The 25167-nt window shown below is 73.0% G+C and carries 26 protein-coding genes; 16 read left to right on the top strand and 10 right to left on the bottom strand.

Going from position 1 to position 25167, the window contains the following annotated elements; all coding sequences use genetic code 11:
* Nucleotides 1-40: 40 nt before the first annotated feature.
* Complete coding sequence (locus RGQ06_RS08320) at nt 41-2968, top strand: AMP-binding protein (RefSeq protein WP_432427034.1); 2928 nt, start codon at nt 41-43, stop codon at nt 2966-2968.
* A gap of 3 nt (nt 2969-2971) precedes the next feature.
* On the opposite strand, the gene RGQ06_RS08315 is transcribed toward RGQ06_RS08320, so the two are convergent.
* Entirely contained in the window at nt 2972-4060 is a 1089-nt protein-coding gene (locus RGQ06_RS08315; protein ID WP_432427035.1) for a methyltransferase domain-containing protein, read from the bottom strand.
* 20 nt (nt 4061-4080) lie between these two features.
* Between RGQ06_RS08315 and RGQ06_RS08310 the strand changes: the two genes are divergently transcribed.
* Entirely contained in the window at nt 4081-4764 is a 684-nt protein-coding gene (locus RGQ06_RS08310) for a DUF429 domain-containing protein (RefSeq protein WP_432427036.1), read from the top strand.
* A gap of 1 nt (nt 4765) precedes the next feature.
* On the opposite strand, the gene RGQ06_RS08305 is transcribed toward RGQ06_RS08310, so the two are convergent.
* Nucleotides 4766-5593, bottom strand: a complete 828-nt coding sequence (locus RGQ06_RS08305; protein WP_432427037.1) for an SDR family oxidoreductase — start codon at nt 5591-5593, stop codon at nt 4766-4768.
* A 24-nt stretch (nt 5594-5617) separates the two neighbouring features.
* On the opposite strand from RGQ06_RS08305, the gene RGQ06_RS08300 reads away from it, so the two are divergent.
* The 3 genes from RGQ06_RS08300 to RGQ06_RS08290 are packed head-to-tail and all read left to right on the top strand — an operon-like array spanning nt 5618 to nt 8285.
* Nucleotides 5618-6865 carry a CaiB/BaiF CoA transferase family protein gene (locus tag RGQ06_RS08300; protein WP_432427038.1) on the top strand — a complete coding sequence of 416 codons (1248 nt, stop codon included), beginning with the start codon at nt 5618-5620 and terminating at the stop codon, nt 6863-6865.
* A 30-nt stretch (nt 6866-6895) separates the two neighbouring features.
* Entirely contained in the window at nt 6896-7837 is a 942-nt protein-coding gene (gene ligD, locus RGQ06_RS08295) for a non-homologous end-joining DNA ligase (RefSeq protein ID WP_432427705.1), read from the top strand.
* 58 nt (nt 7838-7895) lie between these two features.
* On the top strand, nt 7896-8285 hold the full coding sequence (locus RGQ06_RS08290) for an ATP-binding protein (protein ID WP_432427039.1): 390 nt from the start codon (nt 7896-7898) through the stop codon (nt 8283-8285).
* Nucleotides 8286-8342: 57 nt separating this feature from the next.
* Here the strand turns inward: RGQ06_RS08290 and dut are convergent, their stop codons facing one another.
* On the bottom strand, nt 8343-8786 hold the full coding sequence (dut, locus tag RGQ06_RS08285) for a dUTP diphosphatase (RefSeq protein WP_432427040.1): 444 nt from the start codon (nt 8784-8786) through the stop codon (nt 8343-8345).
* A 31-nt stretch (nt 8787-8817) separates the two neighbouring features.
* Here dut and orn point away from each other — a divergent pair, with 31 nt between their 5' ends.
* Nucleotides 8818-9390, top strand: a complete 573-nt coding sequence (gene orn, locus RGQ06_RS08280) for an oligoribonuclease (RefSeq protein WP_432427041.1) — start codon at nt 8818-8820, stop codon at nt 9388-9390.
* Here the strand turns inward: orn and RGQ06_RS08275 are convergent.
* Nucleotides 9341-10438, bottom strand: a complete 1098-nt coding sequence (locus RGQ06_RS08275; protein ID WP_432427042.1) for a glycosyltransferase — start codon at nt 10436-10438, stop codon at nt 9341-9343. The genes orn and RGQ06_RS08275 overlap by 50 nt on opposite strands.
* Nucleotides 10439-10491: 53 nt before the next feature.
* Between RGQ06_RS08275 and RGQ06_RS08270 the strand changes: the two genes are divergently transcribed.
* Complete coding sequence (locus RGQ06_RS08270; protein ID WP_432427043.1) at nt 10492-11574, top strand: MBL fold metallo-hydrolase; 1083 nt, start codon at nt 10492-10494, stop codon at nt 11572-11574.
* A gap of 49 nt (nt 11575-11623) precedes the next feature.
* Here RGQ06_RS08270 and RGQ06_RS08265 read toward each other — a convergent pair whose 3' ends face one another.
* On the bottom strand, nt 11624-12376 hold the full coding sequence (locus tag RGQ06_RS08265; protein ID WP_432427044.1) for an acyl-[acyl-carrier-protein] thioesterase: 753 nt from the start codon (nt 12374-12376) through the stop codon (nt 11624-11626).
* 153 nt (nt 12377-12529) lie between these two features.
* Between RGQ06_RS08265 and RGQ06_RS08260 the strand changes: the two genes are divergently transcribed.
* The 5 genes from RGQ06_RS08260 (at nt 12530) to RGQ06_RS08240 (ending at nt 15548) form a co-directional block, all read left to right on the top strand.
* Nucleotides 12530-12760, top strand: a complete 231-nt coding sequence (locus tag RGQ06_RS08260; protein WP_432427045.1) for a hypothetical protein — start codon at nt 12530-12532, stop codon at nt 12758-12760.
* A gap of 147 nt (nt 12761-12907) precedes the next feature.
* Nucleotides 12908-13303 carry a WhiB family transcriptional regulator gene (locus RGQ06_RS08255; RefSeq protein WP_432427046.1) on the top strand — a complete coding sequence of 132 codons (396 nt, stop codon included), beginning with the start codon at nt 12908-12910 and terminating at the stop codon, nt 13301-13303.
* A gap of 174 nt (nt 13304-13477) precedes the next feature.
* Nucleotides 13478-14083 carry a TlpA family protein disulfide reductase gene (locus RGQ06_RS08250; protein ID WP_432427706.1) on the top strand — a complete coding sequence of 202 codons (606 nt, stop codon included), beginning with the start codon at nt 13478-13480 and terminating at the stop codon, nt 14081-14083.
* Complete coding sequence (locus RGQ06_RS08245; RefSeq protein WP_432427047.1) at nt 14080-14937, top strand: cytochrome c biogenesis CcdA family protein; 858 nt, start codon at nt 14080-14082, stop codon at nt 14935-14937. Before RGQ06_RS08250 ends, RGQ06_RS08245 begins: the two co-directional genes overlap by 4 nt.
* Before the next feature lie 47 nt (nt 14938-14984).
* Complete coding sequence (locus RGQ06_RS08240; RefSeq protein WP_432427048.1) at nt 14985-15548, top strand: poly-gamma-glutamate hydrolase family protein; 564 nt, start codon at nt 14985-14987, stop codon at nt 15546-15548.
* On the opposite strand, the gene pdxH is transcribed toward RGQ06_RS08240, so the two are convergent.
* On the bottom strand, nt 15526-16164 hold the full coding sequence (gene pdxH / locus RGQ06_RS08235; protein WP_432427049.1) for a pyridoxamine 5'-phosphate oxidase: 639 nt from the start codon (nt 16162-16164) through the stop codon (nt 15526-15528). The two genes, RGQ06_RS08240 and pdxH, sit on opposite strands and share 23 nt — an antisense overlap.
* Nucleotides 16165-16242: 78 nt before the next feature.
* On the opposite strand from pdxH, the gene RGQ06_RS08230 reads away from it, so the two are divergent.
* Nucleotides 16243-16656, top strand: coding sequence for a four-helix bundle copper-binding protein (locus RGQ06_RS08230; protein WP_432427050.1), 414 nt, complete (start codon nt 16243-16245; stop codon nt 16654-16656).
* A 93-nt stretch (nt 16657-16749) separates the two neighbouring features.
* Here RGQ06_RS08230 and RGQ06_RS08225 read toward each other — a convergent pair whose 3' ends face one another.
* Together RGQ06_RS08225 and serS are read right to left on the bottom strand one after the other, a co-directional pair.
* On the bottom strand, nt 16750-18678 hold the full coding sequence (locus RGQ06_RS08225) for an acetoacetate--CoA ligase (protein ID WP_432427051.1): 1929 nt from the start codon (nt 18676-18678) through the stop codon (nt 16750-16752).
* 14 nt (nt 18679-18692) lie between these two features.
* The gene (serS, locus tag RGQ06_RS08220; protein WP_432427052.1) at nt 18693-19997 is read right to left on the bottom strand and encodes a serine--tRNA ligase; all 1305 of its coding nucleotides are present in this window, start codon (nt 19995-19997) and stop codon (nt 18693-18695) included.
* A 127-nt stretch (nt 19998-20124) separates the two neighbouring features.
* Between serS and RGQ06_RS08215 the strand changes: the two genes are divergently transcribed.
* A complete protein-coding gene (locus RGQ06_RS08215) occupies nt 20125-20460 on the top strand; it encodes a hypothetical protein (RefSeq protein WP_432427053.1) in 336 nt (111 codons plus the stop codon).
* Between the two features lie 79 nt (nt 20461-20539).
* On the opposite strand, the gene RGQ06_RS08210 is transcribed toward RGQ06_RS08215, so the two are convergent.
* Both RGQ06_RS08210 and RGQ06_RS08205 read right to left on the bottom strand, forming a co-directional pair.
* Nucleotides 20540-22102, bottom strand: coding sequence for a fatty acid--CoA ligase (locus RGQ06_RS08210; protein ID WP_432427054.1), 1563 nt, complete (start codon nt 22100-22102; stop codon nt 20540-20542).
* A gap of 72 nt (nt 22103-22174) precedes the next feature.
* Nucleotides 22175-22849, bottom strand: coding sequence for an HAD family hydrolase (locus RGQ06_RS08205; RefSeq protein ID WP_432427055.1), 675 nt, complete (start codon nt 22847-22849; stop codon nt 22175-22177).
* A 32-nt stretch (nt 22850-22881) separates the two neighbouring features.
* On the opposite strand from RGQ06_RS08205, the gene RGQ06_RS08200 reads away from it, so the two are divergent.
* Complete coding sequence (locus RGQ06_RS08200; RefSeq protein WP_432427056.1) at nt 22882-24090, top strand: cation:proton antiporter; 1209 nt, start codon at nt 22882-22884, stop codon at nt 24088-24090.
* 30 nt (nt 24091-24120) lie between these two features.
* Nucleotides 24121-25134 carry a glutathione S-transferase family protein gene (locus RGQ06_RS08195; RefSeq protein WP_432427057.1) on the top strand — a complete coding sequence of 338 codons (1014 nt, stop codon included), beginning with the start codon at nt 24121-24123 and terminating at the stop codon, nt 25132-25134.
* Nucleotides 25135-25167 lie beyond the last annotated feature (33 nt).

Here is a 25167-nt window from a genome sequence, read left to right as displayed (position 1 = left end):
TGGCGCAGGCCGCCACCGACACGGATCCCGAGGTACCCCGGTGCAGCTGATCCCGAGAGAGGTCACCCGGTCGGTGGTGCGGCTCGGGCAGGCCGCGCAGAACGCGCTCGAGGTCGCCCGCTTCGGGGGGCTGGAGACCGGCGAGGAGCACACGCCCTACGAGGTCGTCACCTCGCACCGCATGTACCGGCTGCGCCGCTACGGCAACGCCGAGCCCGACGGACCGCGCCGCTCGCCGGTGCTGCTCGTGCCACCGATGATGCTGTCGGCGGAGATCTACGACGTGTCGCCGTCGTCGAGCGCGGTCGGCGCCCTCGCCGTCGCCGGCCTCGACCCGTGGGTCATCGACTTCGGGGCACCGGAGCGGGAGGAGGGTGGGCTCGAGCGCACGCTCACCGACCACGTCCTCGCCCTGTCCGAGGCGATCGACGAGGTCGTCGAGCGCACCGGCGGGCCCGTGCACCTCTCGGGCTACAGCCAGGGCGGGATGTTCTGCTACCAGGCGGCGGCCTACCGGCGAGCGGACGGCATCGCCAGCCTCATCACCTACGGCAGCCCGGTGGACACCCACGGCGTGCTCCCCCTCGGCCTCGATGACGACCTCGCCGTGGAGGTCATCGACTTCCTCGCCGACAAGGTCCTGCCGAACCTCACCGTGCCCGCCTGGATGAGCCGGGTCGGGTTCCGCATGCTGGATCCGCTGGCCACGGCCCGGAACCAGCTGCAGTTCGTGCTCCAGCTCCACGACCGGGAGTCGCTGCTCCCCCGGGAGGGCCAGCGCCGGTTCCTGATGGACGAGGGCTGGGTCGCGTGGCCGGGTCCGGCCATCGCCGAGCTCGTGAAGCAGTTCCTCGTGTCCAACCGGATGCTGTCGGGCGGGTTCGTCATCGACGACCGACCCGTCACCCTCGCCGACATCGACTGCCCGATCCTGTGCTTCGTCGGCTCCTCCGACGACATCGCGCCACCCGAGGTCGTGCGTGCCGTCGCCCAGGCCGCGCCGAGCGCATCGGTCCACGAGGCCACCATCGACGCCGGCCACTTCGGTCTGGTGGTCGGTTCGCAGGCGGCGGCGACGACGTGGCCCACGGTCACCGGGTGGACCCGCTGGCTGGACGAGGACGGGCCCGTGCCGGCCGGCATCACGCCCCTCTCCCCCGACGACCCCCCGAGCCGGCGACCCAAGAGCGACCTGGCCCGGGCGGTGAACCTGGCCACCAACATCACCACCGGCGTCGGGCGAACCATCGGCACCGGGGCCAAGATCGGCCTCCGGGGCGTCCGCTCGCTCGCCATGGAGGGGGTCGGCTCCCTCGCCCGGCTCAACCGCATCGAGGAGGTGCGGCCGACCAGCCAGGTGTCGATGGGCCGCGTCTTCGCCGAGCAGGCCGCCCTCGCCCCCGACGACACCGCCTTCCTGTTCGAGGGCCGCGGGCACACCTACGCGGCGGCCAACGAGCGCATCGACAACGTGGTGCGCGGCCTGATCCGCATCGGCGTGCGGCGCGGCTCCCACGTGGGCGTGCTCATGGACACCCGCCCGAGCGCGCTCGGCATCGTGGCCGCGCTCAACCGGCTCGGCGCCGTCGCCGTGCTCCTGCGCCCCGACGGCCCGCTGGAGCGCGAGATCGAGCTCGGCCGCGTCGGGCGCATCATCGCCGACCCCGAGCACGGTGAGCAGGCCACCCGGTTGAAGGGCGTCGTCAAGGTCCACGTGCTCGGTGGCGGCGGCGGACCCCGCGACCTGGGTTCGGCGGTCGACGACATGGAGGCCATCGACCCCGGCTCGGTCGAGCTGCCGGGCTGGTACGAGCCGAACCCGGGACGGGCCCACGACCTGGCCTTCGTCCTGTTCACCGGTAGCGGCGAGCGCACGCGCGTCAACCGCATCACCAACGGGCGCTGGGCCCTGTCCGCCTTCGGCACCGCCGCGTCCGCGTCGCTGAGCCGCTCCGACACCGTGCTCAGCCTCACGCCGATCCACCATCCCTCGGCCCTGCTCACCGGAATCGGAGCCGCCCTCGCGTCCCGGGCCCGCCTGGCCATGACGCGGGGCTTCGACCCCGACACGTTCTGGGAGGAGGTGCGCCGCTACGGCGCCACCGCCGTCACCTACACGTGGACGATGGCGGCCGACATGCTCGACGCGCCGACCGGCGGCCGCGACAAGCACCACCCGGTCCGGCTGTTCATCGGCTCCGGCATGCCCACCGGCCTGTGGCGCCGGGTCGAGCAGCACTTCGCCCCGGCCAAGGTGCTCGAGTTCTACGCGTCCACCGAGGGCGCCGCCGTGCTCGTCAACCTCACCGGCGAGAAGGTCGGCTCGATGGGCCGGCGCCTCCCGGGCAGCGCGCCGCTGAAGATCGCCCGCTTCGACGTGGAGACCAGCCGGCTCATCGAGGGGCCGGACGGCTTCGCCGAGGAGTGCGCCGTCGGGGAGGTCGGCATGCTGCTCGCCAAGCTCAGCCACCGCGACGGCGCCTACCCCGACCGCTCGCTGCGCGCCCTGTTCGAGGGCGACGACGCCTGGCTCGCCACCGGCGACCTGTTCCTCGTCGACGAAGACGGCGACCACTGGCTGATCGGCGGCGTCCAGTCCCTGATCCGCACCCCGGACGGCGCCACGCCCCCCATCCCCGTCCAGGACGCGGTGAGCGCCCTGGACGAGGTCCACCTCAGCGTCGCCTACCCGACCGAGGAGGCCGACGGCACCACCGCCGTCGCCGTCGCCATCTCCCTGCGGCCGGGCCGGCAGGCCGACCTCGACCGGCTCGCCTCCCGGCTCACGGATGCCGTGCAGTCGCTGGCCGCCGACGACCGGCCCCGGTACATCCGGGTCGTCGACGAGATCCCCCGCACCACCTGGTACCGGGTGCGCACCGGCCCGCTGCGCGCCGAGGGCATCCCCACCGACGGCTCCGCGCTGGTGCTCGACGACGAGACCGGCACCTACCGGCCCCTCACCTGACCGCTACGGGCGCACCTCGTAGTAGACGTTCGACGGCTCGCCCGGGTCGTGGCGCACGACGCTGGTGAACCCGGCCGCCTCCGCAAGCTCGCGCAGCCGGCTCTCGGGCAGGCCGACCGTGCCGAGCCCCATGCCGCCCGGCTCGCTCATGGCCGACGACATGCACGACGTGATCGAGAAGCCGAGCATCATCGCCAGCATCGGGTTGGCCCGGTTCTGCTCGAGCGTGTCGGCGCACTTGATCTCCTTCACGAGCAGCGTGCCGTCGTCGCGCAGCGAGCCCCGGACCGCAGCGAGCGCCTCGTCGGGACGGGTCATGTCGTGGAGGCAGTCGAAGGTGAGCACCAGGTCGAAGGCCGGCTCGGCCGGAAGGTCCTCGGCGCGGGCGTGCACGATCTCGACGTTGTCGATGCCGGCGTCGGCCATCTTCTGGCGGGCGATCTCCACGGCGTTGCGGGACAGGTCGTAGCCGGTGAACCGGGACGCCGGGTAGGCCTTCGCCATGGCCTCGAGGGCGACGCCGGACCCGCAGCCGACGTCGCACACGTCCGCCCCCGCCTCGAGCTTGGCGACGACGCCGTCGAGCATCGGCAGGATCACCGGGACCAGGGCGAGGCGGGCCCACGGGCCGAGCATCCGCTCGGTGCGATGGGCGCCCCGGGGGCCCTGGCGGTCATAGGGGAGGCCGATGCCGGTGCGGAACGCGTCGGCGAGGTCGTCGATGATGTCGGGAGGGGTGGGTTCGCTGAACGCACCGGCGGCGAAGAAGAGCGAGGAGTCCTCGTCGACGAGCACGGCCTGGCCGGCGCGGGTCAGCTCGAAGCGGTCGGGCTCGCCCGGCGTGTGCTCGACGAGCTCAGCGGCGGCCATGGCCCACAGCCACTCGCGGATCCAGCGGTCGTGCAGCTCGGTCCGCTCGGCCAGCTCGGCCACGGTGAGCGGGCCGGCGCCGGCCATGGCCCGGAAGAGCCCGAGCCGGTCGCCGAGGTGGATGAGCAGCGAGACCTGCTCACCCTGCTTGTAGCCCCAGACCCGGAAGGCCATGAGGCGGATGGCGTCGTCGTCCAGCTCGTGCAGCGCGTCGGTGCTCATGGTCGGGCAGGGTGGCACACGTGGCGAGCCGAGGTGACGGAGAGCGAGCGGTGCTGGGCGTCGACGGCGCACGAGGGGGTTGGGTCGGCGTGCGCTGGGACGGCACCGAGCCCGCGTGCGCGTTCGCGCCGACGCTGACGGGACTGGTCGCGGACGTCTGGCCGGTGGCCGTCGTGGCCGTGGACATGCCGATCGATCTGGAGGTGTCGGCCACCCGGGCGTGCGAGGACCTGGCCCGACCCCTGCTCGGCGCCCGCCGGTCGAGCCTGTTCCAGTCCCCGTCGCTCGGCGCGCTCGACTTCGCCGACGACGACTACCCGGGCGCCAACGCCTGGTCGAAGGCGACCACGGGACGGGGCATCTCCAAGCAGGCCTGGTTCCTGGTGCCCAAGATCCGCGAGGTCCGCGCCCTCGCCGCCACCTGCGCGGTGCCGGTGCGCGAGTGCATGCCCGAGCTGTCGTTCCGGGCCATGCACGGCGAGCCGCTGGCGCATGCGAAGACGACCTGGTCGGGGCACGCCCTGCGGGTCCGCCTCCTGCGCGAGCACGGCATCGACCTCCCCGACGACCCCGGTCCCGCCGGCCGGGTCGCGCCCGACGACCTCACCGACGCCGCCGCCGTCGCCTGGTCAGCGATGCGGATCGCACGAGGCGAAGCCGAGTCCGTCCCCGACACCGGAGGCCCAGCCGCGATCTGGTGGTGAGTCAGACCCGCCCCTCGGTGACGTCGTCGCCGAACAGCGCACGGGACCAGTGCTCGAGGTCCGGCCCACGGCGCAGCGTGTGGCCGCCGTCGACGCCGAGGGCCTGGCCGGTGACCCAGCCCGACTCGGGACCGCACAGGTAGCGGACCGCGCTGGCGACGTCCTCGGGGGTGCCGGTGCGGGCGAGGGGCATCTGGGCGAGGTAGTCGTCGCGGACGGCGGGGTCGCCCTCGAGCGCGGAGGACAGCTCGGTGGGGACGAGGCCCGGGCGCACGGCGTTGCAGCGGACGTTGGACATGCCGAGCTCGTCGGCCGCGGTCTTGATCAGCGCCTCGAGGCCGATCTTGGACACGCAGTAGGCCGACATGTAGCGGTGCGTGAGCGGCGCGGCGATCGAGGAGATGCCGACGAAGGACCCGCCTCCGGCCGCCACCATGCGGGGGGCGACGTGCTTGAGGGTGAAGAAGGCGCCGGTGAGGTTCACGCCGAGCACCTGGTCCCACTGCTCCGAGGACATGGCCACGACCGGCGCCATCGTCCCGGTGCCGGCGGCGGCCACGCACAGCTGCAGCGCGCCGGTGAGCGACGCGGCCTGCTCGGCGGCGGCGGCCACCTGGTCCTCGACGGCGACGTCGCACACGACGTGGGCCACCTCCGCCCCGTCGGGTGCGTCGGCCTCGAGCTCGGCGACGGCCTGGCGGAGGCGCTCCTCGCCCCGGCCGGCGATGGTCACCGAGGCGCCGTCGCGCAGCAGGGCGCGCGCGCAGGCGAGGCCGATGCCGCTGCCGCCACCGGTGACGAGGGCGGCCTGGTCCTGGAGTGCTGACATGCGGCGAAACCTAGAGTCCGGCCGGTGACCGACGACGCCACCGACGCACCCCCCGGACTGCTCGACGGGGTCGTCGTGCTCGACCTCACCCGGGTCCTGGCCGGACCGATCTGCGGTCGGGCGCTGGCCGACCTCGGGGCGCGGGTCATCAAGGTCGAACCCCCGGCCGGTGACCTCAGCCGGTTCTCCGTGCCCCGTCACGGCCCCATCTCGGGCTACTACGCCCAGCAGAACGCCGGGAAGGAGAACGTGTCGGTCGACCTCGACCACGCCGAGGGGCGCGCCCTGCTGTTCGACCTGGCCTGCCGGGCCGACGTGGTGCTCGAGAACTTCCGCCCCGGCGTCTGCGATCGGTGGGGCGTGGGCTACGACGCGGTGGCGGCTGAGAACCCCGGGGTCGTCTACGCCTCGCTCACCGGGTTCGGTCAGACCGGTCCGTGGGCCGGCCGCCGCGCCTACGCCGTGATCGGCCACGCCGTCGCCGGCACCACCGCCGGCCAGCTCCAGCACCAGGAGGTGGTGGCCGGGCAGGCGGTGCTCGCCAACGACGCCTACTCCCACGGCGACGTCTACACCGGGCTCGTCGCGCTGTCCGGCGTGCTCGCCGCCCTCTTCGCCCGGCAGTCCACCGGTCGGGGCCAGCACGTCGACGTCTCCATGGTCGACTCGCTCCTCTTCGTCAACGAGCACGCCCAGGAGCAGCTGGCCGGCGAGACCGAACCGGGCGACCCCGCGATCCTGGGCAGCGGGTGGTCCCCGGTCGTCGAGGTCGCCAGCGGCGAGCGGGTGAGCGTCGCCGGCGACCCGGCCGGGCACGGCTACGCCGACTTCCTCCGGCTGCTGGGCCGGGACGACCTCGTCGACGATCCCGAGATGCGCTCGTGGGACGGGCGCCGCAGCCAGGCCACGCGCCTGCGGCAGGACTTCCGCGACTTCGCCGCCACCATCCCGACCGGCGAGGACCTCGTCGCCCTCCTCGACGAGGTCGGCACGGCCGCCGGCGTCGTGCGGTCGGTGCCCGAGCTCGCCGGCGAGGACCACATCGTGCAGCGAGGGAGCATCGTCGACGTCGACGACGGCGCCGGCGGCACCTTCGCCATCCCCCAGGCGCCGTGGCGCTTCTCGGGCGCCACAGCCGGGGTCGCCGGGCCGCCGGCGTGGCGAGGGGAGCACAACCGGACGGTCCTGACCGGCCTGCTCGGGCGCAGCGACGACGACGTCGACGCGCTGGAGGCCGCCGGGGTTCTGGTCGCCCGACCGCCACGGGGGTAGGTACCGGTGGTGCCCGAGATCCCGCTGCCCATGAAGGCCACCGCCGGCGAGCTGCCGGCGGGCGACGGCTGGGTCTACGAGGTCAAGTGGGACGGGATGCGAGCCATCGTCGAGGTCGAGGACGGCCACGTCCGCCTGCAGTCGGCCAACGGTCGCGACGTCACCGTCTCGTTCCCCGAGCTGGCGTCCCTCGGCCCCGCCCTCGGCGTCGGCTCGGCCGTGCTCGACGGCGAGATCGTCGCGTTCGACGAGCAGGGTCGCCCCTCCTTCAGCCGCCTGCAGCAGCGCATGCACGTCACCGATCGGCGGGCCGCGGCCGCACGCGCCGAGGCCGCGCCCTGCACCCTCGCCCTGTTCGACCTGCTCGCGCTCGACGGGCGCTCGCTCGTCGGGCTGCCGTGGGCCGAGCGCCGGCGGCTCCTGGAGGGGCTGGTCGAGCCCGGGCCGCACTGGCAGGTCCCCGCCGTGCACGACGACGGGCGGGCCCTGTTCGAGGCGGCGACCGCCAACGACCTCGAGGGCATCGTGGCCAAGCGCGTCGACTCGGTCTACCGGCCCGGCGGGCGCTCGCGGGAGTGGGTCAAGGTGAAGGTGCGCCGGCGCCAGGAGTTCGTCGTCGGGGGCTGGGCGCCGGGGAAGGGGAACCGCGGCGGGGGCATCGGCGGCCTGCTCGTCGGCTACCACGACGAGCCGGGCAGCCCGCCGCTGCGCTACGCCGGCCGGGTCGGCAGCGGGCTCGGCCAGGCCGAGCTGCGCGAGCTCGAGGACCGCTTCGCCGACATGGTCGTGCCCGAGTGCCCCTTCGACCCCCCGCCCCCTCGCGCCCACGCCGTGGATGCCGTGTGGGTGCGCCCCGAGCTGGTCGTCGAGGTGGAGTACGCCGAGTGGACGAGCGACGGCCGCCTCCGCCACCCCACCTACGCCGGGCGCCGCATCGACAAGGACGCCGACCAGGTGACCGCCGCACCGTGATCCGGTCGATCCTCGGGATTCGGTCGGCCGGTGGCGAGGTGCGCGAGGATTCGCAGCGATGGAAGGGGTGACGAGCCGGGACACGATCCGCATGACGATCCCGGCCCTGCTCGCGTACGTCCGCCTTCCCCGCGTCGCCATCGCCGGTCTCGCCACCCGGAGCGGCTTCTCCTACGACGAGGTCGAGGACCTGCGCCTCGCCGTCGGCGAGGTGTGCCAGGTGCTCCTCGACGGCGCCGACCGCAACGGAACCCTCACCATCGAATTCACCGTCGCCCGGGGCACGCTCGGGGTCGAGGTCGCCATCGACGCGCCGCCCGGGCGCCACGACGGCCTCGCCGAGCGCCTCGCCGAGCAGATCCTCGACGCCACGGTCGGCAAGGTCGAGATCGACGACGACGGCCGCCGCATCTCGTTCTCGATGCGCGCCGCCGACGACGACGAGTAGCGATCTGGAGCACCTCCCACGACCGCCGCGGTCGTGACTGGTACCCCAGAACGGTCGCTACCGGCCGCTGGAGCCGAAGCCGCCCGCGCCGCGGTGGCTGTCGGGCAGCTCCTCCACCGCCTCGAACGCCGCGGTCGCCACGGGGCGCAGGACCAGCTGGGCGATGCGGTCGCCGCGGTGCACCCGGTAGTCCTCGGTGGGGTCGGTGTTGACCAGCACGACCTTGAGCTCGTCGCGGTAGCCGGCGTCGATCAGGCCCGGGCTGTTCAGCACGGTCACCCCGTGGCGCAGGGCCAGGCCGGACCGGGGCTGCACGAAGCCGGCCCACCCGGCGGGGATGGCGATGGCGATGCCGGTCGGGACCAGCGCCCGACCGCCGCCGGCGGGGAGGAGGGCGTCCTCCCGGGCGACGAGGTCGGCGCCGGCGTCGCCCTCGTGGGCGTAGCCGGGCAGCGGCAGGTCGGGGTCGAGCCGGCGGACCGGGATGGTGAGGGCGTCCACCCCGCCAAGGTAGGGCGGTAGCGTCGCCGCGATGTTGGCCTGGATGGACCTGGAGATGACCGGACTGGAACCGGAGCGGCACGTGATCGTGGAGATCGCCACGATCATCACCGACGACGACCTCCAGATCGTCGCCGAGGGCCCCGACCTCATCGTCCACGCCACGGAGGAGCAGCTGGCCCTCATGGACGACGTCGTCGTGCGCATGCACACCGAATCGGGCCTGCTGGAGAGGATCCGCAGCTCGGAGCTGAGCCTCGCCGACGCCGGCGCCCAGACCCTGGCCTTCCTGCAGGAGCACATCCCGGCGGCGCGCTCGGTGCCGCTGTGCGGGAACTCCATCGGCACCGACCGGCGCTTCCTCGCCCGGTACCTGCCCGAGATCGAGGACCACCTCCACTACCGCAGCGTCGACGTCTCCACCATCAAGGAGCTGGCGAAGCGCTGGATGCCCTCGCTGCTCCAGGGCGCCCCGACGAAGGCCGGCTCGCACCGGGCCCTGGACGACATCCGGGAGTCCATCGAGGAGCTGCGCTACTACCGCGAGGCCCTGTTCAAGGACGGCGGGACCGACGCGTCGTCAGCCGACGCCCCCGCCAGCTGACCGAGCCGCGGGCGGTCGCCACCACCGATCGGGCGAACACGGCCAGGAACGTGACGAGCAGCAGCGGGAACGCCAGCGCGGTGACCGGGCCGAACCGGCCGACGCGCCGGGCCATCCACCACACCTGCGCGGCGACCACCGCGTAGAGAGCGCCGGCGACGAGCGGGTCGGCCGAGCCGAGGAGGGCGCGGACCGGTGCGACGCTCGCCTGCACCAGCAACGTGAGCCAGGCCACGACCAGCAGCGCGGTGCTGCGCCGCGCCGCGCCGACGCCGGCGGCCAGGTTCTTGGTGAAGCCCTCGACCAGCTGGCCGAGGCCGAGCGGGTACATCCGGAACGCCACGTCGTCGCCGCCGGCCAGGACGGTGACCGGCAGGTCGTGGGCCTCGAACGCCTCGGCCAGGGCGACGTCGTCGTTCACCCGTCCGCCGACGACGGCGTGGCCGCCGACGCGCTCGTGGTCCGCTCGCCGGCAGGCGAGCACCGGCCCGAACGCGCCGCGCGCCCCGGCCCGCCGACCGGTCGGGCTGGCCACGTCGGTCGCCGCGATCGCGACGACGTTGAAGAGCGCCGCCAGGTGCTCCACCGGCGACCCGGGCACGTGGAAGGGCTGCACGCTCACCAGCCCGCCGCGCTCGTCGAGGGCGGCGACGACCCGGCCGAGCGCGCCCGGCGCGAAGCGCACGTCGGCGTCGACGAAGACGACCACGTCGCCGGTGGCGGCCTTGGCGCCGACCTCGCACGCCCAGGCCTTGCCACCCCAGCCGTCCGGCAGCGGTGACGAGGACACGACGGTCGCCCCGTGCGACGAGGCGACGCTGGGGGTGCCGTCGGTGGAGTCGTCGTCCACGACGACGACCTCGGCGCGGGTCCCCGACAGCGAGCGCAGGAGCCGTGGCAGCTGGGCGGCCTCGTTGCGGGCCGGCACCACGACCGTGACCCGGTCCAGGTCGAACGAACCGAGCCGGCCGAGCCGCGGCAGCGACCACAGGAGCCAGACGCCGATCGCCAGCCGGACGACCACGAGCACCACGTCCACTGCGCTCATCCCCACCCCGCCCCCAGCCCAATTGACCGAACGGTCAAGTATGGTGCGACGCCATGGGGACGACCGTCGAACGCCAGGAGCGCCAGCCCGCGTCGACCGAGGTCACCGAGGTGGCGCCGGACATCCTGCGGATGCAGCTGCCCATCTCGCTGCCCGGCCTCGGCCACGTCAACACCTACGCCCTGTGCGACGACCGGGGCGTGGCCGTGGTCGATCCCGGCCTGCCCGGCAAGGCGTCGTGGGACGCGCTCTCCGACCGACTGCGCCAGGCCGGCTACGGGGTCAAGGACGTCCACACCGTCATCGTGACCCACAGCCACCCCGACCACTTCGGCGGTGCCGGCATCCTGCGCCACCGGGTCGGTGCCGAGGTGGTCACCCACCGCGCCTTCCGCACGTGGCTCGACCCCGAGGAGGGTGACGACGCCGGCCCCGACGAGATCAGCGACGACGACGTCGAGCACGCGGTCGCCGACCAGCGGTCGACCTCGCCGTGGCAGAAGGAGATGCCGTGGCGGTCGGGGCAGTTCCGACCGCCGATGAGGCGCCGCCTCGGCTACCGCCTGGGCCGCACCCTCGGCCGGCGCTGGATGCGGGCCCCCGAGCCGAGCCGTCGGGTCGACGACGGCAACATCCTCACCTTCGCCGGTCGCGAGTGGCAGGCGGTGCACACGCCCGGCCACACCGAGGACCACCTCTGCCTCTTCTCCGCCGACGACGGCGTGGTGCTCACCGGCGACCACGTGCTGCCCACGATCACGCCGCACATCTCCGGGCTCCACGCCGGCCACGACCCGCTCGACGAGTTCTTCACCAGCCTCGACCGCATGGCCGAGCTGCAGGGCGCCACCCTCGCCCTCCCCGCGCACGGCCACCCCTTCGAGGACCTCACCGGTCGCTGCAACGCGATCCGCGACCACCACCACGAGCGCCTCGAGACCCTGCGCGAGGCCGCCCGCTCGCTCGGCGAGGCCAGCGTGGTCGAGCTGTCCAAGCACCTGTTCAAGCAGCGGTCGTGGGGCCCGATGGCCGAGTCCGAGACCTACGCCCACCTCGAGCACCTCCGCCGGGCCGGCGAGATGGTCAGCCGCCGGGTGGACGAGGACCTGCACTTCCAGCTCGTCGAACCGGCCTGACGCCGGCGCTACACCCGCACTGCCAGAACGATCCGGGCCGCGAGGACGATCAGGCGCTCCGCACCCGGGCGGTCGAGCAGGCCACGCCGTCGACCAGCACCCACAGGTCGAAGCCGCCGTCGGCGTCGGCCACCGCCACCTGCGGTTCGCTGCCCGCCTCGATCGGGGCGGGGTGCTCCACCGACACCCGCAGCGGGGCTCGCAGGTGGGGACGCTCGGCCAGGGCCTGCTCCACCGGCTCCCACGAGACCGCGTTGTTGACGTGGTCCATCATGTCGAAGTCGGTGAAGCGCAGCGGGAACGGCCAGGCCTCGCTCCCCTCCGGCGGCCGCGGCTCGTGGTGCAGCCGGGCCCGGACCTTCCGACCTCGCGCCGCGGTGGCGTAGAGCGATTCGAAGCTGTCGGGCAGGCGGGTCGGACGCCCCTGCGCGCCGAGGTGCACCCACAGCGCCGCCGCCTCCACGAGGCCCGGGCCCTCGACCACCTCCACCCGCACGCGACGCTCGGCCCACCGGGCGCCGATGCCCGAGCACCACGTGCTGACGTCCACGTGCTGGCGGAACACGGGGAACTCCGTGATCAGCATCTCGACCCGGCGCACCACCCACGGCTCGCTCAGCGGGAAGCCGGCATCGGTGGTGTCCTCGTCGCTCACGTCCTGCAGCATCCGGGCCGCGGCGTCGAGCCGCAGGCGTCCCTTCGGGGACCCGTCGGCCAGCTGGACCCGCCGGCGGTGACCGGTGATGCGGCCCTCCGGGGGCGGGTCGATGGCGAGGGGGTCATCCGTTCCGGCGGGGGCCATCGGAGCATGTTGCCGGAACGCCGCCGACTTCTTCGATAATTCGATTGACCAGGTCCTGGCGTTGTGATGCCATGACGGGCACGGCTGTGACAGGGGGCTCTCCCCGTCCGGCCTCGGACCTGCCCACCGCAGCACCGGAGCGAGGTGAACACGATGAAGACGACCCTCCTGCACCTGATGCAGACCGCCGCCTCCGTCGTCGCACCGCGCCCGAAGACCGCCGTGCTCGCGCTGGCACCCGTCTGCACCGGTGCGCCCGCCTATGGCATGACCGAGAAGGTCGTCATCGGCAACGGCATCTTCGGTACCTGGCTCGCCACCTCGCGCCTCTCCATGACCGTGCCGGCGTTCCACGATCGAAGGCCTCTGTGTTCCACCACCTGACCCACTGGTCAGGCAGCTAGGACCGCAGAGGCCGTCGGGAACATCCCGACGGCCTTTCGCTTTCTCGGGCCACCTTCCGGCCCCGCCGCACCAGACATCCATCCCACCCACCGACTCCATCCACCCAGCAAGAGAAGGGAGCGGGCGATGCTCGCTCAACCCGAACAGCTCGTCGAGATCAGTCCCCGGGACGGCGTCCTGGACGTCGCCCTCGAGGTCGACACCTCGTTCTGGTCCGAGGCCGCATGTGCGGTCGACGGTGGGACCCAGGCCCATCTGTTCTTCTCCGAGGAGCTGCTGGACATCGCCGCCGCCAAGCGGATCTGCGCCGAGTGCCCCGTGCTCGAGCGGTGCCTCGAGGGCGCCCTCGCCCGCAAGGAGCCCCTCGGCGTCTGGGGCGGCCAGCTCTTCAGCAACGGCAAGGTCCTGGCGTCCAAGCGGCGCCGGGGTCGGCCGCCCAAGAACCCTCGCCCCGAGGACGAGTTCGTCCACGTCGAGGTCCCCGCGGCGCTCCAGGATCTCGTGGAGCTCCGCACCGCCTGATCGGGCGTCACCGATCGAACCCCCCGCCGCAGGGACGGCGGACCGGAGCAACGGCTCATCGAGCTCCGGTCCGCCCGCGGCCCAACCTCCCCCGCCGGTCACGGTGCCCGTTTGGCGGCCCGTCGGCGCTGTGACCGGCGACGAGGGCGGCAGTACCGTCGCGGCTTGCCCAGCATGACCCCGCTCTCCCGCTCCCGCCTCCCGTGGCAGGCCGTCGTGGCCGCCACCGTCCTCGCCGCCCTCGCCGCGCTCCTGGTCATCGCCGTCCTCGGTGGCGGTGACGACGACGGCGACGTCAGCGCCGGGCCCGACGACGCTCCGCAGGACTCCCTCGAGCTCACCCCGGCCGAGGACGTCGCCACCGGGGAGCCCCTCGACATCCCCGTCACCTGGCCCGACGACACCGAGGTCGCCCTCGCCGAGGTCCTCGACGGCCCCACGGTCGTCAACTTCTTCGCCTCCTGGTGCCCGCCGTGCATCGCCGAGATGCCCGACTTCGAGGCCGTGTCCCAGCAGGCCGCCGGCGAGGTCGAGTTCATCGGCGTCGCCATCCAGGACCGCACCGACGACGCGACCCGCATCGTCGAGGACACCGGGGTCACGTACCGCTGGGCCCGGGACCCCAAGGGCGACGTGGCCAACGCCGCCCAGGTGACCCAGATGCCCTCCACGATGTTCGTCGATGCCGACGGCGAGGTCGTCTCGGTCCACTCCGGGGCCCTCGACGCCGACCAGCTCCGCGACCTGCTCGAGTCCGAGCTCGGGGTGACGGTGGGGTGATCGACGCGCCGCTCGCCCTGGCGCTGGCCTCCGGCATGGTGGCGGCGGTGAACCCGTGCGGGTTCGCCATGCTCCCGGCCTACGTCACGTTCTTCCTCGGCCACGAGGGCGACCGGGTCCCCAGCCGGGGCGAGTCCGTGGCCCGGGCCATCCCGGTGGCCCTCGCCGTGTCGCTCGGCTTCGTCGTGGTCTTCGGCGTCGTCGGCATCGCCCTGCGCCCGATCAGCTCGACGGTCCAGGAGTACGCGCCGTGGGCCACCATCGTCATCGGCGTCGGCCTGGCGATCCTCGGCGTGGCGATGGTCGCCGGCAAGGAGCTGAAGGTCCGGGTGCCGGTCCTCGACCGGGGCGGCCGCTCGGGTGGGCTCGGATCGATGTTCCTCTACGGCGTCTCCTACGCCATCGCCTCGCTCACCTGCACCATCGGCATCTTCATCGCCAACATCGTCAACGCCTTCAGCCGCACCGACTTCGTCTCCGGGGTCGCCGTGCTCGTCACCTACGCGGCCGGCATGGGGCTGGTCATCACCGCCCTCACCGTCGCCATCGCCCTGGCCCGCGACTCGGTGGTCCGCGTCCTGCGCTCGGGCATGCGCCACGCCAACCGGGCGGCCGCGGTGCTCATGGTGGTCATGGGCCTGTACGTGGCCTGGTACGGCGTCTTCTCGCTGCGCGTCCGCAGCGACCCCGGCACCGGCGCCGGCCCGGTGGACCGGGTCGAGCAGTGGTCGGCCGACGCCACCCGGTTCGTCTCCGACGTCGGCGCCACCCGCCTCGGCCTCTACCTGCTCGCCGCCATCGCCGCCATGGTGTCGATCTCGGTCCTGGTCACGAGCCTGCGGCGCCAGCCCTGAACGACCTCCGCTCGCTCCTGGCGGCCGACGGGGTCGTCGAGGACCTGGTGCTCGGCTCGCGCGTCGGGGTGATGGCGTACCACGGCGGCGACCTCGAGGTCGGCACCGACCAGATCGCCGACCTCGTCGCCGAGCGCACCGGCGCCTCCCTCTACGCGGTCCGCCAGCCCGAGGGCATGCGCCACCACCTGCCGTCCAAGCGGTTCCGGCCGGAGCACTCCGAGCGCCTCGCCGCGTTCGTCCATCACGTCGACGTCGTGATCACCCTCCACGGCTTCGGCCGCCGCTCGATGTTCCGCTCCGTGCTCCTCGGGGGCGGCAACCGCGGCCTCGCCGGCCTGGTCGCCGCGTCGCTGCGACGGACCCTGCCCGGCTACGAGGTCATCGACGATCTCGACGACATCCCGCAGGAGCTGCGCGGCGTGCACCCCCACAACCCGGTGAACCTGCCCCGGGAGCAGGGCGTCCAGATCGAGCTGCCGCCGCGGGTCCGCGGCAACGGCCCGTTCTGGAACAGCTGGGACGGCGGCTTCCCCACCCCGCACACCGAGCGTCTGGTCGACGGCCTCGTCGCCGCCATCGACGCGATCAGGGCGCCAGGCGCTCCCTGACCCAGGCGCCGGCCTCGCGCCGGTAGCGCACCCGGTCGTGGAGCCGGCCCGGACGTCCCTGCCAGAACTCCCACCCGTCGGGCACCACGCGGTAGCCACCCCAGTGCGGGGGGCGGGGCACGTCGCCGGTGAAGCGCTCCTCGGCGGCGGCCAGGTAGCGATCCAGCTCCTCGCGCCCGGCGACGACCTGGGACTGCGGCGACGCCCATGCGCCGAGCTGGGAGCCACGCGGCCGGCTGGCGAAGTACGCGTCGGACTCCTCGACCGAGACCTTCTCGGCCCGGCCCCGCACCCGCACCTGGCGGTGGACCGGCAGCCACAGGAACAGGCACTCGACCACGGGCTGGGCCTCGATCGCATCGGCCTTGGCGCTCTCGTAGTTGGTGAAGAAGCCCAGGCCCCGCTCGTCGACGCCGCGCAGCAGCACGGTGCGGGCTGAGGGCGTGCCGTCGGGGCGGACCGTTGCCAGCACCATGGCGTGGGGTTCGTCCATCGGCTCGTCGACGGCGTCGAACCAGCGGTGGAACTGCACGAGCGGGTCGGGGTCGGCGTCGGCCACGTCGAAGCCCTGGGCCTCGTACTCACGACGGCGGCGGGCGAGCACCTCGGGATCCACGTCCTCTGTCTACCGCGGCGCAGCGGCCCGGCCGCCGGCAGGTTCTGACGACGCACCACTTGGGGCACGGACGCTGCCATGAACGTCGCCGCGCAGATGCTCGAAGCCCGCTCCGACGAGCGAGGTGTCGACCACGCCGCCCTCGCCCTCGCCATCGACGCCATGCACGACGTCGTCAGCGCCACCACCTCCTGCGCTGACGCCTGCCTGTCCGAGCCCGACGTCGCCGACAAGACCGAGTGCATCCGGGCCTGCCTCGATGCCGCCGACGTGGCCACCGCCCTCATCAAGGTCCTGTCCCGCACCGGCCCCACGGTGCAGGGCACCCAGGCGCTGCTGGGCGCCACCGCCAAGATGCTGGCCGAGACCTCCGCGGTGGCGGCCAGCCACGGCGATCACGACAAGCACTGCCGAATCACCGCCGAGACCACCAGTCGCGGCCAGCAGGCGCTCGCATCCCTCGAGGCTGCGGTCGCTGCTGCGGAGTCGTAGGGCCGCCCGTTCCCTCTGCTCCGAAGGCCCCCGACCGTCCTCCCATTCGGTCGGGGGCCCTGCCGCGCCCGGGCCCCGAGCGGACCGGACCGGTCAGCGATCGGTGACGGCGTCTCGCACGGCCCAGAGCACGTCGGGGTCGAGCAGCGCCTCGGTGTTGCGCACCTCGCGCCCGTTGACCGCATCGGCCACGGCCAGCTCGACCAGCTTCCCGGACCGGGTCCGGGGCAGGTCGGCGACGGCCACGATGCGGCGGGGCACGTGGCGGGGTGAGCAGCTCGACCGCACGGTGCCGGCGATGCGCGCCCGCAGCTCGTCGTCGAGCTCGACCCCGGCATCGAGGACGACCAGCAGCACGATGCGCACGTCGGTCCCGCCGTCGTCGTCGGTGACCTCCTCGCCGAAGACCAGCGACTCGGCGATGCCGGGCAGGCCCTCGACCGCGCGGTAGATCTCGGCGGTGCCGATGCGGATGCCGCCGGGGTTCAGGGTGGTGTCGCTGCGGCCGTGGATGACCACGCCACCGTGCTCGGTCCAGCTGGCGAAGTCCCCGTGGTGCCAGACGCCGTACCCGTCGCCGGCGTCGGGGTAGCGGTCGTAGTACGCCGCCCGGTACCGGCTGCCGTCGTCGTCACCCCAGAACCCGAGGGGCTGGCTCGGGAACGGCCGGGTGCAGACCAGCTCGCCACGCTGACCGGGGCCGAGCGGCTCGCCGGCCTCGGACCACACGTCGACAGCCATGCCGAGGCCGGGACGCTGGATCTCCCCGGCGTGCACCGATGAGGTCGGGTCGCCCAGCACGAAGCAGGCGCACAGGTCGGTGCCGCCGCTGATCGAGGCGAGGTGCACGTCGGCCTTCACGTGCTCGTGCACCCAGGCGAAGCGCTCCGGGCTGAGCGGCGAGCCGGTGGAGGCCAGCGTGCGCAGCGAGGACAGGTCGTGGTGCTCAGCGGGCGCGTACCCCTGGTGGGCCAGCGCGTCGAGGTACTTGGCGCCGACGCCGAGCACGTCCACGCCGTGGCGGTCGACCAGGTCCCACAGCCGCGACGGACCCGGGTGGGCCACATTGCCGTCGACGGTGACGATCGTGACGCCGGAGGCCAGGGCCGAGACCAGCCAGTTCCACATCATCCACCCGCACGTCGTGACGTAGAGCAGGCGGTCCCCTGCGGACAGGTCGGTGTGGAGCTGGTGCTCCTTGGCGTGCTGGAGCAGCACGCGGCCGGTGGCGTGCACGATGCACTTCGGCGTGCCGGTGGTGCCGCTCGAGTACAGGACGTACCAGGGGTGGTCGAAGCTGCGCCGGACGAGGGGGGCGGGCGTGCCGCGATGGGGTTCGAGGAACGAGGCCCAGTCGTGCCCGAGGACGACCGTGCGCCGCAGCGTCGGCAGCCCGGCCTCGATCTCGGCCCGCACGTCGCGCCGGTCGTGGTGGACGCCGCCGTAGTCGTAGCCGTCGACGGCGAACAGGACCACCGGCTCGATCTGGCCGAAGCGGTCGAGCACGCCGGCCGCACCGAAGTCCGGGCTGGTCGAGGAGAAGACGGCGCCGAGCGCGGCCGCGCCGAGCATCGCCACGACGGCCTCGATGCCGTTGGGAAGCCACGCCGCGACCCGGTCGCCCTCGCCGACGCCGACCTCGGCGAGGGCCGCGGCCATGGCCCCGACCTCGATGGCGAGGTGGTCCCACGACATGGAGCGGCTGCCGGTCTCGGACTCGGCGATGACCGCCGGCTCGCTCCCGGTGCGCCGCAGCACGTGCTCGACGACGCTGAGCCGGGCATCGGGGAAGAACCGGGCCTCGGGCATCGACGCACCGGGGTCGAGCACGGTCGAGCCGGGGTCACCGACCAGGCCGCACTCGTCCCACACGGCCGGCCAGAACCGGTCCGGCTCCGAGACCGACAGGTCGTGGAGCGCCTCGTAGCCGTCGCAGCCGAGCCGCTCGGCGAAGCGGGCCATGTTGGTGGCGGCCACCCGCTCGGGCGACGGCGTCCAGAGCAGCTCCCCGAGCTCGGTCACGGGTCGGACCGTAGTCAGGCGGCGGGGATGTGGGTGGCGCCACCGAGGCGGGGCTGGAGCACCTCGGGGATGGCGACGCTGCCGTCGGGCTGGCGGTGGGTCTCGAGCAGCGCGGCGACGGTGCGGGGCCAGCCCATGGCCGAGCCGTTCACGGTGTGGCACACCTGGGTGCCCTTCTCGCCCGCCCGCTTCCAGCGCACGTTGGCCCGGCGGGCCTGGTAGTCGGCGAACCAGCTGACCGAGGAGACCTCGAGCCACTCGCCCACGCCCGGGGCGTAGGCCTCGATGTCCCACGTGCGGGCGGCCGAGCCGCCGAGGTCGCCGGCGCACAGGTCGAGGATCCGGTAGCTGAGCCCGAAGTCCTGGAGGATCTGCTCGCTGCGGGCGAGGATCTCCTCCTGCAGGGCGATGGCCTGCTCGGCGCCGTCGGCGTAGCCCATGAGCTCGACCTTGTCGAACTCATGGCTGCGCAGCAGACCCCGGGTGTCGCGGCCGGCCGCGCCGGCCTCGCGCCGGAAGCACGACGTGTAGGCGGTGAAGCGCACCGGCAGCGTGTCCCAGTCGAGGACCTCGTCGGCGGCCATCGACGTGAGCGGGACCTCGGCGGTGGGGATCGTCCAGAGGTCGTCTCGCTCGACGTGGTACGCCTCGTCCTCGAACTTGGGCAGGTGCCCGGTGCCGATCATGGTGTCGGTCTTGACCAGCGTCGGCGGGCGGATCTCCTCCCACACGGCGCCGTTGGCCGGATCCGCGCTGGCGTCGAGGCTGTGGCCGATCATGGCGCGCAGCAGCCGGGCACCCCAGCCCCGGTACATGGTGAACATGGACCCGCTGATCTTCACGGCCCGCTCGCCGTCGATGATGCCGAGCTCGGTGCCGATGTCCCAGTGCGGCACCCGCTGGTGGTCGGCGAAGGTGTCGGGGCCGGGCCCGTGGGTGCGCAGCACGACGTTGTCGGCCTCGCTGGCCCCGTCGGGAGCGTCGTCGCTCGGGACGTTGGGGATGCGCAGCAGCGCGTCCCGGATGTCGGCCTGGAGCCCGTCGGCCGCGGCCGCCAGCTCCTTCTCCCGGTCGCCGAGGCGCTTGGACTCGGCCTTGCGGGCCTCGGCCTCGTCGCGCTGGCCGGCCTTGAACAGCTCGCCGATCTCCTTGGACACGGTCTTGACCTGGTTGCGCAGGTCGTCGACCTCGGCGCCCACCGCCCGGGCCCGCTCGTCGAGCTCGAGGACCCGGTCGAGCAGGGCCAGGTCGGCGCCGCGCCGGGACAGCCCGGCGCGGATGGCGTCGGGTTCGGACCGGATGCGGCGCAGGTCGAGCACGAAGGCACGGTAGTGGAGGGCCCAAGGTCCCGAAACCAGGATCCGTCACCAGTCCGTAACATGCGTTTCGTACGGTCTGGTCCCGGACCCACCGGATGGGTGGGACCCCGAACTGACGAGGAGTGCCATGTCCAACCGTCACCGTTCGCACAAGGAAGCCGCCCCCGGTGCCACGCACCCGGCTCCGCCGAAGGAGGAGCGCAAGGCGGCCAACCGCAAGGCCCGCCACCGCACCCACGAGCTGCTCGCCCACGCCGACCTCGAGTCCGGCGAGGAGATCGTGCCTCCGCGACCGGTGCACACCCGACTCGACACCGAGCGGGGTGAGGTCAGCGGCTCCAACGGACGGCCTGGACGTGAGTACCGGCACTGGAAGCAGAAGTTCTGGAAGCGGCGCACCAACGTGCGAGCCCAGAAGGCGATGCTGGCGAACCAGGAGCTGCCCACCCCCGAGATCGGCTGACTCCGGCTGACGCCGAGCGCGGGAGCGGCCCGGGGCGGGTGCCCCGGGCCGCGTCGCGTCTGGATGGGGTGGCGCCCGTTCAGTTCACGTTGCGCTCGCGGCCCTCCCAGTACGGGGCGCGCAGGTCCTTCTTGAGCATCTTGCCGGTGGGGTTGCGGGGGATCTCGGCGATGAAGTCCACCGACTTGGGCACCTTGAACCCGGCCAGCTGCTCGCGGGCGAAGGCGATGATCTCCTCCGGCTCCGGGTCCTGGCCCTCGGCCTTGACGACCAGGGCCTTGCCGACCTCACCCCACTTCTCGTCGGGCACGCCGATGACGGCCACGTCGGCGACGCCGGGGTGCTTCATGAGGGCGTTCTCGACCTCGGCGGGGTACACGTTCTCGCCGCCGGACACGATCATGTCCTTCACGCGGTCGTGGATGTACAGGTAGCCGTCGTCGTCGAAGTACCCGATGTCACCGGTGCGGAACCAGTCCCCGTCGACGTAGGCGGCCTCGGTGCCCTCGGGGTTCCTCCAGTACCCGACCATGTTCTGGTCGGAGCGGGTGATGATCTCGCCGACCTCGCCGGTGGGCACCTCCTCGAAGGTGTCCGGGTCGACGATCTTCATCTCGACGTTGCCGTTGGGCTTGCCGGCCGAGCGGAGGCGGTGCCGGTTGGGGCCGTCGACGTCGTGGTCCTCGGGCGGCAGCGTCACGATGGCACCGGTGGTCTCGGTGAGGCCGTAGGCCTGGGCGAACTTGCAGCCGAAGGTCTTGACCGAGCCGGCCAGCACCTCCTCGGTGATCGGCGAGGCGCCGTACACGAGCATCTCCAGGCTCGAGTAGTCGCCGTCGTGCACGTTGGGCATCATCAGCATGAACTGGAACACCGCCGGCACGAGGAACGCGTGCGTGATGCGCTCCTTGCCGATGACGTCGATGATCGCGGCGGGATCGATCTCACGGACGATGACCGACGTGCCCCCGTTGAACATGCCGGCCATGGCCCAGCCCGAACCGCCGATGTGGAACAGCGGCATGGCGACCATGCTCACCATCGCCTCGCTGAAGCCCCACTGCTCGCTGGCGTCGGGCAGCAGCGCGAACAGGTTGTCGTTGGACAGCATCACGCCCTTGGGCAGCCCCGTCGTCCCCGACGAGTAGAGCTGGAAGGCCACGTCGGAGCCGGTGGGCTGCACCCCCGGGTCGCTGTCGTCGTCGCCCATCCAGGTCTCGTAGGACTCGAACCGGTCGTCCTCACCCAGGCACACGAACGTCGTGGTCGAGGTCAGGTCGTCGCGGATGGCGGCGACGGTGTCGGCGAACTCCTGGCCGAAGAAGAACACCTTGGCCTCGGCGTCGTTCACGATCCAGGCCACCTCGGGCGGGGCCAGGCGCCAGTTGACGTTGACCGTGACCGCGTTCAGCTTGGCGCAGCCGAAGAACACCTCGAAGTACTCGTAGCCGTTCTTGTCGATGAACGCGACGCGGTCCTCCGGGCCGACCCCAGCCGCCGCGAGGGCGTTGGCCACGCGGTTGGAGCGACGGTCGAGCTCGCTCCACGTCTGGCGGTGCTCGTCCTGGACGATCGCGACCTTGTCGCCCCGTTCCTTCGCGTGCGTGCGGATGACGTCGGCTGTGCTGGCGATGGTCGACATCGCATGTTCCCCCTGGATCGGCTTCTGTGGGGGCACATCCTGCCAATCGTGCGGCGGTCGCGCACTGCGCCCTCAGGCGCCGCGCAGCAGATCTCCCAGGGCCGAGGTCTCCACGTCCCGGCAGAGCGTGCCGACGTCGTCGTGCACCTCCACGGCGCCGGCCTGCACCAGCTCGTCGTGGCCCCACCCGCCGGTGCGGACGGCGAGGGCCCCGATGCCCGCGGCCTTGGCCGCCTGCAGATCCCAGCCCGTGTCGCCGATGACGACTGCCCGTGACGCCGCGCCGTCGGCCTTGGCCAGCGCGGTGAGGAACACGTCCGGCGCCGGCTTGGCGTGCGCCACGTCGGTGTCGGTCGTGATGCCGTCGACGCCGGACTCGTCGAGGTCGAGGGCGCGCAGGTGGTGGGCGACCAGGTCCTCCGGCGAGGACGTGGCCAGCACCGCCCTGCCACCGCGGTCCTGCACGGTGCGGATCAGGTCCCGCGCGCCGGGGAAGGCCTGCACCTCGGGCGCGAGCTCCTCGAAGTGCGAGCGCCACGCCGACTTCACGTCCTCGTCCTCCCGACCGATGCAGTCCTCCATCAGCTTGGTGCCCGACGCGCCGATGAGCCGGTGGATCCGCCACGACGCCACGTCGTGGCCGTTGTCGAGGAACGCCCGGCGCCACGCCAGCGTGTGGAGGTAGTTGGTGTCGGTCAGGGTCCCGTCGACGTCGAAGAGGACCACGGGTGCGGTGTCGGCAGACATGGCGCCGTCCCTACCCGGGTAGTGCGCCCGACGTGGACCTCGATCTCGCGCTGGTGGCGATCGGCGGCCTCGGCGTCGCCGTGGTGTTCGCGTCCCGGCTGATCCGGTACCTGCCGGTCACGGCGCCGCTGCTCGCCCTCGTGCTGGGCGTCGTGCTCGGCCCCGAGGTGCTGGCGCTGGCCGCGTTCGACGAGGGGCCGCCGGTCCTGCACGCGGTCAGCGAGGTCGTGGTGGCCGTGGCGCTGATGGCCGTCGCGCTGCGCTTCCCGTGGTCCGACGTGCGCGAGCTGCTCGGGCCGGTGGGGTGGATGGTGACGGTCGGGATGGTGGCGATGGCGTCGATCGTGGCCGGTCTCGCCTGGGCGGTGCTCGGGGTGGGGCTCGGTGCTTCGGTGCTGCTCGGCGGCGTGCTCGCCCCCACCGACCCGGTGCTCTCGTCCAGCGTCGTCACCGGCGACCCCGCCACCCGCGCGCTCCCGCATCGCGTCCGCGGTCTGCTGTCCGTCGAGTCGGGCATCAACGACGGCCTCGCCCTCCCCCTGGTGGTCGCCGGCACGGTGCTCGTCCTCGACGACGGCGTCGAGCGCTTCGCGATCGAGGGCGTCCTCGCCGTCGCCATCGCGATCGTCCTCGGCGCCGCGCTCGGCACGGCTGCCGGCGAGTGCTTCCGGCGCCTGGACGAGGCCCGCGACATCGAGGACTCGGCCTTCTTCGTGTTCACCCTCGTGCTGGCCGTCGCGGTGCTCGGGGTGGTGAACCTGGCCCACGGCGACGGCATCCTGGCCGTGTACGTCGCCGGGCTCGCCTACAACCGCCAGGTCGGCACGTCGATCTACGAGCAGGAGCGCGAGGTCGACGAGGGGATCAACCGCGTGCTCGTCCTGCCCCTGTTCCTGCTGCTCGGGGTGCTGCTGCCCTGGGATGCGTGGCGGGACCTCGGCTGGCCGGTCATGACCTTCACGGCCGGCGTGCTGCTGCTGCGCCGGCTGCCCGTGGTGCTGGCGATGCGACCGCTGCTCGGCCTGCGCTGGTCGAGCGCGGCGTTCTACGGGTGGTTCGGCCCGATGGGTGCCGCCGCCCTGTTCTTCGCCACCCTCGCCCACGAGGAGCACGCGGCGGCCGAGGTGGTGTGGCCCGTCGCTGCCCTGGTCGTGGCGGCCAGCACCGTCGTCCACGGGGCCACGGCTGCGCCCCTGCGGATGCTCTACGAGCGGGTCGAGGGCGCCCATGGCGACGGGTGACGGCCTGCCCGCAGGGGTAGGACTGGGGCCATGCCCTCCTACATCGAGTCCGACGGGTACGAGCGCGACACCAGCTACATCCCGACGCGCATCACCGCCGACGGGCGCGACGGCTACCCGGTCGAGTCGGGGCGCTACCGCCTGGTCGTGGCCCGGGCCTGCCCGTGGGCGAACCGGTCGATCATCGTGCGCCGGCTGCTCGGGCTCGAGGACGTGCTGTCGATGGGCGTGTGCGGACCGACCCACGACGAGCGCAGCTGGACCTTCGACCTCGACCCCGGGGAGGTGGACCCGGTGCTCGGCATCGAGCGCCTGCAGGAGGCCTACTTCGCCCGGGACCCGGGCTACGACAAGGGGATCACCGTGCCGGCCATCGTGGAGATCGAGACCGGCCAGGTCGTCACCAACGACTACCCCCAGATCACCCTCGACCTGTCCACCGAGTGGCGTGAGCACCACCGGCCCGGCGCCCCGGACCTGTACCCCGAACCGCTGCGCGACGAGATGGACGAGGTCATGGAGCTCGTGTACCGGGAGGTCAACAACGGCGTGTACGAGTGCGGCTTCGCCGGCAACCAGGCCAGCTACGAGGACGCCTACCACCGGCTGTTCGACCGGCTCGACTGGCTGTCCGAGCGCCTCGAGGGCCGGCGCTACCTCATGGGGGGCACCATCACCGAGGCCGACGTGCGACTGTTCACGACCCTGGCCCGCTTCGACGCCGTTTACCAGACCCACTTCAAGTGCAACCGCAACAAGCTCAGCGAGATGCCGGTGCTGTGGGCCTACGCCCGGGACCTGTTCCAGACGCCCGGCTTCGGCGACACGATCGACTTCGACCAGATCAAGCGCCACTACTACGAGGTCCACACCGACGTGAACCCCACCGGCATCGTGCCCGCCGGGCCCGACCTGTCGGGCTGGACGACCGAGCACGGGCGCGAGTCGCTCGGCGGTTCGCCGTTCGGCGAGGGCACCCCGCCGGGACCGCCGTCGGCCGACGAGCGCGTCGACCCCGCCCACACCCCGCTGGTGGCCGCCTGACCGCTCCCCCTCCGGGAGGACCGCCGGGTCATC

The organism is Salinilacustrithrix flava, from assembly GCF_041228405.1.
Taxonomy (GTDB): domain Bacteria; phylum Actinomycetota; class Acidimicrobiia; order Acidimicrobiales; family Salinilacustritrichaceae; genus Salinilacustrithrix; species Salinilacustrithrix flava.
The sequence above is the reverse complement of the archived record's forward strand: the minus strand, read 5'-3'. Positions and strand labels throughout refer to the sequence as shown.

Excerpts from the sequence above, each read along its gene's own strand:
- RGQ06_RS08315 (WP_432427035.1), bottom strand. The coding sequence starts at position 4,060 with ATGAGCACCGACGCGCTGCACGAGCTGGACGACGACGCCATCCGCCTC.
- RGQ06_RS08305 (WP_432427037.1), bottom strand. The coding sequence starts at position 5,593 with ATGTCAGCACTCCAGGACCAGGCCGCCCTCGTCACCGGTGGCGGCAGC.
- ligD (WP_432427705.1), top strand. The coding sequence starts at position 6,896 with ATGAAGGCCACCGCCGGCGAGCTGCCGGCGGGCGACGGCTGGGTCTAC.
- RGQ06_RS08290 (WP_432427039.1), top strand. The coding sequence starts at position 7,896 with ATGGAAGGGGTGACGAGCCGGGACACGATCCGCATGACGATCCCGGCC.
- orn (WP_432427041.1), top strand. The coding sequence starts at position 8,818 with ATGTTGGCCTGGATGGACCTGGAGATGACCGGACTGGAACCGGAGCGG.
- RGQ06_RS08275 (WP_432427042.1), bottom strand. The coding sequence starts at position 10,438 with ATGAGCGCAGTGGACGTGGTGCTCGTGGTCGTCCGGCTGGCGATCGGC.
- RGQ06_RS08270 (WP_432427043.1), top strand. The coding sequence starts at position 10,492 with ATGGGGACGACCGTCGAACGCCAGGAGCGCCAGCCCGCGTCGACCGAG.
- RGQ06_RS08265 (WP_432427044.1), bottom strand. The coding sequence starts at position 12,376 with ATGGCCCCCGCCGGAACGGATGACCCCCTCGCCATCGACCCGCCCCCG.
- RGQ06_RS08260 (WP_432427045.1), top strand. The coding sequence starts at position 12,530 with ATGAAGACGACCCTCCTGCACCTGATGCAGACCGCCGCCTCCGTCGTC.
- RGQ06_RS08255 (WP_432427046.1), top strand. The coding sequence starts at position 12,908 with ATGCTCGCTCAACCCGAACAGCTCGTCGAGATCAGTCCCCGGGACGGC.
- RGQ06_RS08250 (WP_432427706.1), top strand. The coding sequence starts at position 13,478 with ATGACCCCGCTCTCCCGCTCCCGCCTCCCGTGGCAGGCCGTCGTGGCC.
- RGQ06_RS08230 (WP_432427050.1), top strand. The coding sequence starts at position 16,243 with ATGAACGTCGCCGCGCAGATGCTCGAAGCCCGCTCCGACGAGCGAGGT.
- RGQ06_RS08215 (WP_432427053.1), top strand. The coding sequence starts at position 20,125 with ATGTCCAACCGTCACCGTTCGCACAAGGAAGCCGCCCCCGGTGCCACG.
- RGQ06_RS08210 (WP_432427054.1), bottom strand. The coding sequence starts at position 22,102 with ATGTCGACCATCGCCAGCACAGCCGACGTCATCCGCACGCACGCGAAG.
- RGQ06_RS08205 (WP_432427055.1), bottom strand. The coding sequence starts at position 22,849 with ATGTCTGCCGACACCGCACCCGTGGTCCTCTTCGACGTCGACGGGACC.
- RGQ06_RS08195 (WP_432427057.1), top strand. The coding sequence starts at position 24,121 with ATGCCCTCCTACATCGAGTCCGACGGGTACGAGCGCGACACCAGCTAC.